General features: G+C 71.7%; 7 protein-coding genes. 2 read left to right on the top strand and 5 right to left on the bottom strand.

The features are described from left to right. Together ACZ4XD_RS18750 and ACZ4XD_RS18745 are read right to left on the bottom strand one after the other, a co-directional pair. The coding region (locus tag ACZ4XD_RS18750) for an Ig-like domain repeat protein (RefSeq protein ID WP_468043392.1) at window positions 1-6,254 on the bottom strand (6,254 nt) is incomplete at its 3' end. 487 nt (window positions 6,255-6,741) lie between these two features. Continuing rightward, a complete protein-coding gene (locus ACZ4XD_RS18745; RefSeq protein WP_468043390.1) occupies window positions 6,742-7,785 on the bottom strand; it encodes a chitinase in 1,044 nt (347 codons plus the stop codon). 453 nt (window positions 7,786-8,238) lie between these two features. On the opposite strand from ACZ4XD_RS18745, the gene ACZ4XD_RS18740 reads away from it, so the two are divergent. After that, window positions 8,239-9,750 carry a PepSY-associated TM helix domain-containing protein gene (locus ACZ4XD_RS18740; protein ID WP_468043388.1) on the top strand — a complete coding sequence of 504 codons (1,512 nt, stop codon included), beginning with the start codon at window positions 8,239-8,241 and terminating at the stop codon, window positions 9,748-9,750. Window positions 9,751-9,942: 192 nt separating this feature from the next. Here the strand turns inward: ACZ4XD_RS18740 and ACZ4XD_RS18735 are convergent, their stop codons facing one another. From ACZ4XD_RS18735 to ACZ4XD_RS18725, 3 genes are all read right to left on the bottom strand, one after another. Continuing rightward, window positions 9,943-10,218: a hypothetical protein gene (locus ACZ4XD_RS18735; protein ID WP_042158621.1), complete on the bottom strand. Its 276-nt coding sequence runs from the start codon at window positions 10,216-10,218 to the stop codon at window positions 9,943-9,945. Between the two features lie 194 nt (window positions 10,219-10,412). Next, entirely contained in the window at window positions 10,413-11,288 is an 876-nt protein-coding gene (locus ACZ4XD_RS18730) for an alpha/beta hydrolase (RefSeq protein ID WP_468043404.1), read from the bottom strand. A 305-nt stretch (window positions 11,289-11,593) separates the two neighbouring features. After that, window positions 11,594-11,989, bottom strand: a complete 396-nt coding sequence (locus ACZ4XD_RS18725) for a hypothetical protein (protein ID WP_468043386.1) — start codon at window positions 11,987-11,989, stop codon at window positions 11,594-11,596. Window positions 11,990-12,384: 395 nt separating this feature from the next. Between ACZ4XD_RS18725 and ACZ4XD_RS18720 the strand changes: the two genes are divergently transcribed. After that, window positions 12,385-12,765 (top strand): peptidase inhibitor family I36 protein, encoded by a 381-nt coding sequence (locus ACZ4XD_RS18720; protein WP_468043384.1) that lies wholly within the window; start codon window positions 12,385-12,387, stop codon window positions 12,763-12,765. The last annotated feature ends 53 nt before the right edge of the window (window positions 12,766-12,818 follow it).

The raw sequence follows: 12,818 nt of genomic DNA, 5'->3' as shown, positions 1-12,818 counted from the left end.
ACGGGCGCGGTGACGGACGGGGGGCCGTCACCGAAGTCGAAGGTGACCGTACCAGTCGGGGTCCCGGCCCCCGGCGCGGTCGCGGAGACCGTCGCGGTGAGGTCCACCGACTGGCCCGTCACCGAGGGATCCGGCGACGAGCTGACCACCGTCGCCGACAACGACGGCTGCACGGTGTGCGTTTCGGTGCCCACGGAGGCGGTGAACCGGCCGTCGCCGGAGTAGGTGGCGTGGACCGTGTACGGGCTGCCCGTGGCGCTCGTATAGGTGTGCACGGCGCTCGCCACACCACCCGCCGCGGCGACGGCAACGGGAGCGGTGCCGTCGCCGAAGTCGAAGGTGACCGTACCCGTCGGCGGAGCGCCCCCCAGAACGTCGGAACTCACCCGCGCGAGGAACGTGACCGGCTGGCCGGTGACCGAGGGCTCCGGCAGTCCGCTGACGGTCGTGGTGGTCGCGGCCGGGCCGACGGTCTGTGTGCCGGTGCCGGTGGAGGGGCTGAAGTCGGCGTCCCCGCTGTAGGTGACCGTGACGGTATAGGGGCTGCCGGACGTACCGTCCCAGGCATGGGTGAGGGTGGCGGTGCCGTCCGTCAGGGTTGCGGTGAGGGGCGGGGTGCCGTCGCTGAAGTCGAAGGTGACGGTGCCGGTGGGGGTGCCGGCACCCGGTGCGACGACGGAGACCGTCGCGGTGAGGTCCACCGGCTGCCCCGTCACCGAGGGCGTCGGCAGTGCGCTGACGGTCAAGGTGGTCGCGGCCGGGGCGATGGTCTGCGTGCCGGTACCGGTGGACGGGGTGAAGTTGCCGTCCCCGCTGTAGTCGGCCGTGACGGTGTACGGGCTGCCGGAGGTGCCGGCCCAGGTGTGTGTCGTCGTGGCGACCCCGGCCGTGACCGGCACCGTGCTGGGTGACGTGCCGTCACCGAAGTCGAAGGTGACCGTGCCGGTCGGTGTCCCGTCCCCGGGCGCGGCGGCCGAGAGGGTCGCGGCGACGGTCACCGGCTGGCCGGTCACTGCCGGGTCGGGCAGCGAGGTGACCACCGTCGTGGACGCGGCCTGGCCGACGGACTGTGTGGTGGTGCCGCTGGAGGCGGTGAAATCGGTGCTCCCGCCGTAGGTGGCGGTGACGGTGTACGGGCTGCCGGACGGGCCGGGGTAGGCGTGCACGGCGGTCGCCACCCCGGCGACGACCGGCTGTGCGGACGGGTCCGTGCCGTCCCCGAAGTCGAAGATCACTGTTCCGGTCGGCGCATCCGCGCCGTGCTCCGCCGGCGCGACCACCGCCGTGAAGGTGACCGGCTGACCGACGACGGACGGGTCCGGTGCGGAGGTCACCGTGGTGGTCGTCGCCGCCGGCAGGACGGTCTGGGTGGCCGTGGCCACCGAGCCGGTGAAGTCGTCGCTGCTGTTGTAGGTGGCAGTGATCGCGTACGGGCTGTGGAGGCTGCTGGTGTAGGTGTGGATGAGCGTGACGGCTCCGCCGGCCAGGGGGGCCGTGGTGGGCGGGGTGTCATCGCCGAAGTCGACGGTGACCGTGCCGGTCGGCACCCCGGCACCCGGCGGGACCGGGGCGACCGTCGCGGCGAGGGTCACCGGCTGCCCCACGACCGAGGGATCCGGGCCGGAGGTCACCTCCATGGTGGTCGCGGCCGGGTAGAGGGACTGGGAACCGGTGCCCGTGGCAGGACTGAAGTCCGCATCCCCGCTGTAGGTGGCGGAGACGGTGTACGGGCTGCCGGCCGTGGTGGTGTACGCATGAGTGACCGTCACCGTGCCGCCCACGGCGGTGGCGGACACGGTCGGGGAGCCATCGCCGAAGTCGAAGGTGACCGTCCCGGTCGGCGTGCCCACCGCCGGGGCGTCCGCCGTGAGGTGCGCGGTGAGGGTCACCGGCTGGCCGACCGCGGAAGGCTCCTCCGACGAGAAGACGGCGACGGACACCGTCCCCGGGTTCACGGTCTGGGTGTCGGTGTCCGTGGACGGGGTGAAGCTCGCCTCACCGTTGTAGGTGGCGGTGACCTGATACGGGCTGCCGGAGGTGTGGGGGTAGGCGTGTACGGCGGTCGTCGTGCCGTCGGTGAGGGGTGCCCGGACGGTCGGGGAGCCGTCGCCGAAGTCGAAGGTGACCGTCCCGGTCGGGGTGCCGGCGCCCGCGTCCGTCGCGGTGACGGTCGCGGTGAAGGCGACGTCCTGGCCGGTCACGGACGGGTCCGGGGCGGACGCCACGGTGGTCGAGGTGGCTGCCTGTACGACCGTCTGGGTGTCGAACCCGGCCGAGCCCGCGAAGTTCCCGTCACCGCTGTAGACCGCGGTGATCGTGCTGGGATCGGCGGCCGCGGTGTAGGTGTGGGTGGCCGTCGCCGTATCGCCGGTGAGCGAGGCCGTCACGGTCGCGGTGCCGTCGCCGAAGTCGAAGGTCACCGTGCCGGTCGGAGTGCCCGCGGCGGGCGGCACGGGCACGACGGTCGCGGTGACGGTCACCAACTGGCCGACGACGGACGGGTCCGGAGTGGAGCTCACCGTCGTCGAGGTGCCCGACACACTGGTCTCCACCCCCTGGGCGATCGTCCCGGTGGAGGCGACGAAGTCGGCGTCCCCGCTGTAGGTCGCGGTGACGGTGTAGGGACTGCCGGCGGTGCTGGTGTAGGTGTGCGACACCATGGCCACGCCGTGGGAAACCGTTGCGGTCGTGGGCGTGGTGCCGTCACCGAAGTCGAAGGTGACCGTGCCGGTCGGTGCGCCGGCGCCCGGTGGCACCGGAATCACCCGCGCGATCAGTGTCACGCTCTCGCCGACCGCCGAGGGAACCCGCGAGGAGGTCACCGTGGTGGTGGTCTCGGCCGGGGCGACGGCATGGACGACGGTGTCCTCGGACCCGGCGTAGTTGGCGTCCCCGAGGTAGACCGCGGTGATCGTGTACGGGCTGCCGGACACGCTGGTGTACGGGTGGGTGACGGTCACCGTGCCGTCCACCAACTGGGCGGTGAGGACCGGGGTTCCGTCGCCGAAGTCGAAGGTGACCGGCCCGGTCGGGGTACCCGAGGCGGGTGCGGTGGGGGTCACGGTGACGGTCACCGTCTCCCCCGTCACGGACGGGTCGGGTTCGGCCGTGACCGTGGTGGTGGTCGCGGCCTGCTCGACGCTGTGCGTACCGATACCGACGGACTCGGTGAAGTTGGTGTCCCCGCTGTAGGTGACGGTGACCGCGAACGGGTTGAGGGGCGCGGTGGTGTAGGCGTGGGTGAGGGCGGCGGTGCCGTCCGTGAGGGGTGCGATGACGGGTGCGGTGCCGTCACCGAAGTCGAAGGTGACCGTACCGGTCGGGGAGCCCGAGGCCGGCGGGGCGGCCGCGACGGTCGCGGTGAAGGTGACCGGCTGGCCGGTGACCGACGGTTCCGGCGAGGTCGTCACCGTCGTCGTGGACACCGCTTTGGCGACCGACTGGCTGTCCGCCCCCGAGGAGGGGTTGAAGTTGTCGTCCCCGCTGTAGGTCGCGGCGACCGTGTACGGGCTCTCCGCCACCTCCGGATTGACGTGGGTGACCGTCGCCGTACCGCCCTCGACGGGTGCCGTGACGGGCGGGCTGCCGTCGCCGAACTCGAATGTCACGGTTCCCGTGGGCGCGCCGGCCGCCGGGGCCTCGGGGGAGATCTGCGCGACGAAGGTCGTCAGCTGCCCCACCGTGGACGGGTCGGGTACGGAGGCCACGGCGGTGGTGGTGTCGGCCGGCTGAACGGTCTGGGTGTCGGTGCCGAGGGAGGTGGTGAAATCCGGGTCACCGTTGTAGGTGGCGGTGACCGGGTACGGCAGTTCGGCGGCGTCGGTGTAGGCGTGGGTGATCTCGGCGGTGCCCGCGGTGAGGAACGCGGTGTCGGGCGGTGTGCCGTCGCCGAAGTCGAAGGTGACCGTCCCGGTCGGCGAACCGGCGCCGGGCGCGAGCGCGGTGACCGTCGCACTGAACGTCACCAACTCCCCCACCGTCGACGGATCCGGCGCCGAGACCACGGCGAGGGCGGTGCCGGCCGGCTGGACGCTCTGGGTGTCGGTAGCGAAGGACGTGGTGAAATCCGCGTCACCGTCGTAGGTGGCGATGACCGTATAGCTGTCCGCCGCGGCGGTGTAGACATGGCCGGTGGTGGCGGTGCCGGCCGTGAGCGGTGCGCTGACGGGCGCGCTGCCGTCACCGAAGTCGAAGGTCACCGTCCCGGTCGGGGAACCGGCGCCGGGCGCGAGCGCGGTGACCGTCGCACTGAACGTCACCAACTCCCCCACCGTCGACGGATCCGGCGCCGAGACCACCGCCGTCGACGACGCGCTCGCTCCCACCGACTGGGTGCCGGTCCCCGTGGAGGGTTCGAGGTTCCCGTCGCCTTGGTAGGTGGCGGTGACCGTGTAGGGGCTGCCCGCCGTACCGGCGAAGGTATGGCTGGTGACGGCGGTGCCGGCGGTGAGCGGTAGATCGACGGGCGGGGTGCCGTCGCCGAAGTCGAAGGTGACCGTTCCGGTCGGGACGGCGGCTCCGGGCAGGACGGCGGCGACCGTGGCGGTCACGTTCACCGGCTGCCCGGCGACGGACGGGTCGGGCGCCAGGTCCACCACGGTGGTCGTGGCCGCCTGCTGCACGGTCTGGCTGTCCGTCCCCGTGGAAGGCGTGAAGTTGTCGTCGCCGCTGTAGGTGGCGGTGACCGGGTACGGCAGTGCGGCGGCGTCCGCATAGGAGTGGATCGCGGTCGCGGCGCCGCCGTCCATCGGCACGGTGACGGGTGCGGAGTTGTCACCGAACTCGAAGGTCACCGTGCCGGTCGGCGCACCGGCTCCCGGCGGGGTGGGAGTGACCCGCGCGACAACGGTGACCGGCTGGCCCACCAGGGACGGGTCGGGCCCGGACGTCACCGTGGTGGTGGTCGGTGCCGCCTCCACGGCCTGGGTGTCCGTCCCGGTGGCAGGCAGGAAGAAGAGGTCGCCGCTGTAGGTGGCGGTGACGGCATAGGGGGTGGCCGACGGGCCGGTGTAGGCGTGCTCCACCGTGGCCGTACCGTCCGTCAGGGACGCCGTCACCTGGGCGGTGCCGTCACCGAAGTCGAAGGTGACGGTGCCGGACGGGGTACCCGTCGTGGCCGGGACGCCCTCCACTTCCGCGGTGAAGGTCACCGGCTGGCCGACGAGGGAGGGATCCGGCGTGGAGGTGACGGTCATCGCCGACGGCGCCTTGTAGTCGAAGGCGTCGGGGAAGGTGACACTGCCCCCGGGTGTGGTGACGACGATGTCGGCGGGGCCGGGGACGCCCGCGGGTGTCACCACGACGAGCACGTTGTCGGAGTACGCGCGGAAGGAGCGTACGGGGACGCCGCCGATGGTGACCCCGCTGACGCGGGCGAGGCCGCTGCCGGTCAGCACGACGGTGGTGCCGCCCGCGATCGGCCCGGTGTCCGGGATGACACCGGTGACATGAGCCACCGCCGCGTAGGTGTAGAGCAGTCGGTTGCTCACCCCGCCGAGGGTGGTGACGTACACCGGGACCGTGCCGGGGCCCGCGGCAGGAGGAACGGTGACACTGATTTGCCGGTCGGAGAGCGCCGTGGGGAAGGCGACGGCGCCGCCGAAATGGACCAGGAGCGCGGTGCGCAGGTTGGCGCCGGTGAGGACGACGGTGTTGCCCCCGCCGATCGGCCCGGTGGCGGGGACGATTGCCGCCAGGCTGGGCCAGGTGATGTAGAAGAAGTAGCCGACCCTGGCGGATCCGCCAGGAGTGGTGACCGTGATCGGGACCGCGCCGTGCCCCGAGGGAGTCACCGCGACGATGGTCTCGTCGTCGAGCACGGTGAAACTCGCCGCCGGGCGCGAACCGAAAGTCACGGCCGTGGCGTGGGTGAAGTTGCGCCCGATAATGGTCACCAGCGTGCCGCCGCTGGAGGAGCCCTGGTCGGGAAAGACACCGGAGAACCGGTTACGCGCCGCCAACAGGCCGGGCCGGGCCCCGGCATCGAGCCGCCCCCAACTCGCCCCCTGGGCAGACCTGTTGTGCAGCGCGGCGAGCGCCCCCAGAAGGGCGGAGCTGTCCCTCGACACCACCAGAGCTGTGCCGTCGACCACGGTGCGGACGACCGGACCGCCGGCATCGGCCCGTGCCAGGAGGGGGACCGGCGCGCCGAGGGTGGGGATCACCCGGTGGGACAGCGGATCGATGACGGCGAGCCAGTTGCCGTCGCGGTCGGTGACGAGGGCGAGCGTGCCGGGGCGTTCCGGGGTCAGCATGGCGGTGTCACCGCCGATGCGCTACGCCCGGCGGCCGGGTCAATGGGGCGTTCTCCGTAGGGAAGTTGGAGGAACGGAGCGTACCGGCCCGGCGGGGCCACCCATCGGAGAGCGGTGACGGGGACGGGGCACACAGCGCGGGCAGCAGGCATGACGGCTCCAGGCCAACTTGCGGGCCCCGCCGCACCATGAGACGCCCGTGTACGCGCGCCGACATGGCCGGTCCTCCACATCCCCCACGGAGGAGCGCTCGGACGGCACCGTCAGTACACCGGTGCTCCGAAACGGGCAGGGCGCCTTCCACTCCCCCGGAAAGGATGGGCGGCCCACCGGAATCGGACGGATTCAGTTACCCATCCCGATGAGATGCAGGCAACACAGCGGAACCGAGCTCACCCGAACGGGCGAGCGGAACCCGGTCACCGGCGAACCCCGGTGACCGGTCCCCGGTGCGGCGGTGCCCGGCCCGCCCCTCGGCTCCCCCGGCTCAGCCCGTAAAGGCGCGCACGAACTCGTTCGTCTTCTTCCCCAGGCTCGAACAGGTCGCCACCGCCTTGAGGTTGGCGCCTCCCGGGCAGGGCTTGTCGCGGGTGACCGACCACATCGACAGCCGGCCGAGCCCCTTCTCCTTGGCGAACTTCTTGAGCTCGGCCGCGTCGTCGGGCCGGAAGACTTCGACCTTGACGTCGTTCACGCCGATCATCGGGGTGACCGCGACGCTCTTCCACGCCGTGGCCTCGTCCCGGATGCCCAGCGCCCCCTTGATCTGCTTCTGGGTGGCGGTGGCCGCCGCGATGGCGTATTTGCCCATGTCACCGTCGTAGTAGGTGCCGTAGTCCATGGCCATGATGTTCACGGTGGAGATCCGGGCACCGTTCTTCTTGGCGTTCTTCAGCACCGCGACGGCGTGCCGGTTGAGGCCGGAGGGGAGCACCGGGAGGGTGACCGAGACATCCAGTTTCGTGTGCTGCTGAAGCCGGGCGATCGCCTGTGCGCGAAGGTTGTTGGCCTTGGTGTCGGTCAGCGCGGGGCCCTCGATATCGAAGTCGACCTTGGTCAGGTGGTAGGCGTCGATGACCTGGCGGTACGCGTTGACCAGCTTGTCCACCGAGCCGCAGACCCTGGCCAGTTCATTGCCGCTCTGCCCGCCGAAGGAGATCCGCACGTCGCCGCCCTGTGCGCGCAGCGCTTCCGCCTGCCGCGCCACGGGGTTGGCGGCGAGCGGCTGCCTGCCGCCCCACTTGGGCACACAGCCGCCCCCCGGCGAGACGAACGCCAGGTTGTACTCCTTCACGCCGGTCTCCTCGGCCCCCTTGACCAGATCGAACGAGGGCTTGAGCGAGGTGTCCACATATGGCGAGAACCCAACGGTCTTCGGCGTGGGGGCGGCGCTGCTCGGCCGCGGGGAGGGCGAGGAGTGCGGGGAGTGCGGGGAGGGCGAGGAGTGCGGGGAGGGCGACACCGGGTCCGGGCGCTTGGGCTTCGCCGGTTCCTCGGACGAGCAGCCGGCGAGCAGGGACGCAGCTGTCACGGCCGTCACCGCCGCGAGGGCGGTCGCCCTCCGCTTCCGGCTCCGCCGGGCAGCGTGCGCGTCTGCGGGGTGCGTCATCATCGGGCTGCCTCCAACGGTGGGGGGTGGGCAGGGCTGTTCGGGCCTGGGGCGTGGGGGGACGGGCGGAAGACTCCGTCTGCCACGGGCCGGATCCGGGGACTTCGGGCGGTGTGTGCGGGAGGGAAGGACCCGGCGCAGCAGCCCACACAGCACGCGCGACATCAGCACGTCAGCAGGTAAGGTCGGCCCGTTTGTCATGGCCGCCATCGTGCCATCCGGTGCCGGCACACCTTGCGGGTGGGTGCGGGCCGGACAGCCCGCTGTATGGGACAACTCACAGCACCCGCGGGAACTCATCCCCCGGTCCTTCCGACTCCCTGAGCGGTACCGGCAGCGGGCCGGGCCACCTGACCTACGAGCCGGGAGCCCCGCGTGTCCACTGAACAACGTCTCGCACCGAGCGGTGCACCGGACTCCCCGGACACCACCGCCACCACCGGCTCCGGGGAGGAGCGGGCGGTCCGGCGTACCGGATGGGCAGCACTCCGTCCGCTGGTGTTGCGTCTGCACTTCTACTCCGGGGTGCTGATCGCGCCCTTCCTGCTCGTCGCCGCGGTCACCGGGCTGCTGTACGCCGCTTCCTTCCAGGCGGAGAAGCTCGTTTACGCGCATGAGCTGAGCGTGCCGGTCGGTAAGGCCGAGCGGCCGCTGTCGCAGCAGCTCGCCGATGCCCGCAAGGCCCATCCCGAGGGCAAGCTCGCCGCCGTGCGCCCGGCACCGCGGCCCGGGGACACCACGCGGGTCCTGCTGTCCGACGTACCGGGCGTCTCCGCCGACCACCAGCTCGCCGTCTTCGTCGACCCCTACACCGGGAACATCAGAGGGGCCCTGGAGACGTACGGTTCCACGGGCGCGCTGCCCCTGCGCACCTGGCTCGACGGCCTCCACCGCGACCTGCGCCTGGGCGAGACCGGCCGGCTCTACAGCGAACTGGCCGCCAGCTGGCTGTGGGTGGTCGCCGGAGGCGGAGTGGCGCTGTGGATCGGCCGTCAGCGCGGGAACCGCCGGCTGCGGGCGCTCGCGCTGCCGGACCGCACCGCCACCGGCCGCCGCCGGACCCTCTCCTGGCACGGTGCGGTCGGCCTGTGGGCCGCGGTCGGTCTGGTCGCCCTCTCCGCGACCGGTCTGACCTGGTCCGCATACGCCGGGGCGAACATCGGCGAACTCCGGGAGTCCCTGGGACAGGCGACCCCGACCGTCTCGACGGCCGTGGCCGAGCACCACGCCGGACACGACGCCTCCTCGGGTATGCCTGGAATGCCTGACATGCCGAACACGGGTGACTCGAAGGGAAACCGGTCGGGCGGATCCGCACCCGCGGACGTGGGCCTCGACAAGGTGCTCCGAACGGCCCACGCCCAGGGCCTCAGCAACCCCGTCGAGATCGGTCTGCCGACGGACCGGGGCACCGCCTATGTCGTCAAGCAGGTACAGCGCAGCTGGCCGGAGAAGCAGGACGCCCTCGCCGTGGACCCGGCCACCGGCAAGGTCACCGATGTCTCGCGCTTCGCCGACCACCCCGTCCTGGCCAAGCTCACCCGTTACGGCATCGACCTGCACACCGGCACCCTTTTCGGCCTCGCCAACCAGATCGCGCTGGCCGCGCTCGCCCTCGCCCTGATCTTCCTGATCCTCTGGGGCTACCGGATGTGGTGGCAGCGCCGCCCCACCCGCGACCGCGCGCTGTCCTTCGGGCGTCCGCTTCCGCGCGGCGCGTGGCGGCAGGTGCCCCTGCCCGTGCTCATTCCGCTCATGGCGGCAGTAGGGGTAATGGGCTGGCTGGTGCCACTGCTGGGCATGTCGCTGGTCGCGTTCCTGGCCGTGGACATCGCTCTCGGCACGCTCAGCCGCCGTCGCCGGGTACCCGCCACCCCTGCGGACTGACGGCTGTGGCCGCGCGGCCACCCTCCGGTGGCCTCCGACGGCATGGGGAGCTGGTGACGGCCTCCGCACGGGGAGCGTCCGCCCGATGCGTCCGCCCGATGATCGCGCCGGCCCGCCGTGACCCCGCGGGCCGGCGGGCGGTCGAGGGCCGGCCTCGGCGTCACCGTGGCCGTATCGGGCCGTAAGGCCAGGTCACGCGTCCCGCATCTCCGCCAGCCGGAACGGCCCCGCCGCGCCGGGACCGAACATCACCGGCAGATTGCGGCCCAGCGGAACGACGACGAGCGGCTCGTCACGGTACTCCCTGAGGAATTTCTCCAGGGGCTCCCAGATCAGGCTCCGGTACCCGGACTCGGTCCGCTGATGCTCAAAGGAGAGGGTCAGTGCGGAGTCCATCACGGTGACGCTCACCGCGTCGACCTCCAGCCACTCTCCACCGATCCAGGCCTCAAGCCTTACGTATGACATGCCGCAAGGGTGCCCCGCGCCACACCCGCCTCGCAAACCGCACCACGCCCCTGGCGACAAACGCCACCCGGCCGTCGCCGTGCCGCGCCGTCACCCGACGCGCAGCGCATCCTCGCAGGTGGGCCACGGAGCAGATCGGCCGGGGCCGACCTGCTCCGTGCAGGATCAGCTGCTACTACCGAGGGGTGCGGCGGTCACACCTGGCGCTCGCCCCCGGCGCGCCAGGGTTCGGCGAGTTCACCCAGGACGCGGGCCGCCGGTGCCGGGTCGATCAGCCACTTCAGGTGGCTTCCCGCCAGGGTGCGGACGTCGTAGGGGTTGTCCGGCGTCAGTGCGTCGCCCTCACGGATCAGCCGGTCCTGAAGAGCGAGCGGCATGCTCGCGTCCTCGGCCAGACGCACGAAGGTCCTCGGGATGCGGCCCCAGGTCGCGGCCTGCGCCCGGTCCGCGGAGGTGCCGACGTCCAGGTTCTCGTCGGGCTGGAAGGTGTTCAGGAAGGTCAGGAACTCCTCGTCGGTGCCGTCGGCGAGGAAGGCCGCCTTGAACGCCGCGAGGGCGGCCGGGTCCGCGGTGCGGAAGTTGATGCGCAGCACGCCGAGTTCGGCCGGGTTCCCGGCCAGCGCTATCGCCAGGGAAGCCGCGTCGACGGTGGCCATCTCCGGCTCGGCGTAGTAGTCGGCGACGTCGAGATCGACCGGGCACCAGGCCGAGACATAGACGATGCGGTCGATCAGATCCGGTCTTGCGTTGGCCGCCGCGGTCGCCGTGGCGCCGCCACGGCTGTGGGAGACGAGGATCACCGGCCCGTTCTCCTTGGCCCGCTCCAGGACTCCGATCAGGTGCGCGGCGTTGTCGGCGAGCGTGACGCCCTTGAGCGCGCCGGGCGCGGCGGCGAGCCCTTCGAGATCCTGTGGTGCCTGATAGGCGTGCGAGTAGGTGGCCCCGAATCCGTGGCCGGGCAGGTCGACAGCGACCGAACGGTGTCCGAGGAGGCCGAGTTCGGCCTGGAGCGGCGCGAAGGAGAAGGAGTTCGCGAAGGCTCCATGCACCAGTACGAAGGTCGGTTGCATCTTGTTCTTACTCACTTTCTTGCCGCCGAGGTGTCCGCCCGCACGCCCCAACCCTTCCGGCGCCGCAGGCCACCTCGCGGCCGAGGAACGGGCCGTCGTCCTGCGCACCGTCCGCACCGCAGGGACACTTCGTGCGTGGCAGGCGCCACACGGCCAAGCGCGGAGTCTCGAGCGCAGCGCGCGGACGGTTGCCCGGTATCCGAGGGTGCACCCTACTCAACGGAAGATCATCCGCACTACCCGTTTAATCCCTCCGCCTGCTCCACCTCCTTCGCCTTCTCCGCCGAAGCCCGGTGCGTCACTGCCTAATTGGGGAGATGCCGTCGGACGAAGGGAGCCGTTCCCAGGACGAGCACAGCGAAGGCGAGCAGCCGTTGGAGGCCGGGTTCCGCGGCGAGGCTGCTGTGCTGGATGCCGTAGGCCGCGTACGCATTGGCGGCGAGGTCGGTCGCCATGATGGCGCAGGCGAGGTCTGCCCCGCGACGCTTGCCGCCGATCAGCAGCACAGCCGCGAGCGGGTCGAGGAGCGCCAGCGAGGACCAGTACGAGTTGAGCCACCCCGGAGCCCAGTCGTAGACCTGAAGTCCGTGGCGGAGCAGGTCGGTGACATGCGCGACGGCGCCCACCAGGAGCAGAACGGCCGCGATGGCGCACACCACTGTCACCACCCACCGCGGGGTGCGGTACATCCAGGCAATCACGGCACGGATCGTCTCAGCCGTGGGTGCGTTCCGTCAGGCAGCTGCGAGGACCGGAGAACGGGAACGGGTGCCCGGCCGGTGCCGGTCGCGCGGGCCGGACCCGTTGCGCAGGCGGTGTCGGACGTTGTGCCGCGAAGCGTCGGAGCGCGGCGCGCCGCGTACGCCCGGCACCTACGCTGCCGCGCTCCAACAGCGGGTGGTCCGGCGAGAAATGCCCTGCGGACGGCCGCGGGGCCCGGACCATACTGGTGCTTCGTCAGGCCGCCCGGCGCCCTTCGCGGGCCGACCCTCGCACGCCACCCATCAGCCGTGGCTCTCCCGCCCCGACGCGATCCTTTCCCGCCGGTCCACAGCGGCGTGACCTTCCCACCCTCACCACGAAAAGGACCTTCGCCATGCGTCGTCTTCACTCGCTCGCCATCGCCGCAGCCGCCCTGGCCACCGCCTTCGCCGCCGCGCCCCTCGCCACCGCGGCCCCCACGGCACCTGCCGGCCTGGCCGCCTTCAACTGCTCCTCCGGGTACTTCTGCATCTACAGCGACTGGAACGGTGGCGGCACCCGCTGCCAGTGGTCACAAGCCAGCAAGGCGAACACGGCCGACAACTGTTCCTTCATCCAGCGGGGCCAGAATGTGCGCTCCGTATGGAACAACACCGGACACCGTGTGCAGTACTACACGCAGACCAACTACCACGCACGCGTCGGCTCCACGCCCTCCCACGCCGGCGGCAACTTGCAGGGCAGCTACCAAATCCGTTCCTTCAAGCCGCAATAAGGCCGGGAGGAGGGACCCGGAGCCGGCCGCGGGGAAGGCCCCAACGCGTCTGC

Source organism: Streptomyces sp. NPDC029466, assembly GCF_055574515.1.
The sequence above is the reverse complement of the archived record's forward strand: the minus strand, read 5'-3'. Positions and strand labels throughout refer to the sequence as shown.

Coding starts and splice junctions, on each gene's coding strand:
- ACZ4XD_RS18735 (WP_042158621.1), bottom strand. CDS start 10,218: ATGTCATACGTAAGGCTTGAGGCCTGGATCGGTGGAGAGTGGCTGGAG.
- ACZ4XD_RS18730 (WP_468043404.1), bottom strand. CDS start 11,288: ATGCAACCGACCTTCGTACTGGTGCATGGAGCCTTCGCGAACTCCTTC.
- ACZ4XD_RS18720 (WP_468043384.1), top strand. CDS start 12,385: ATGCGTCGTCTTCACTCGCTCGCCATCGCCGCAGCCGCCCTGGCCACC.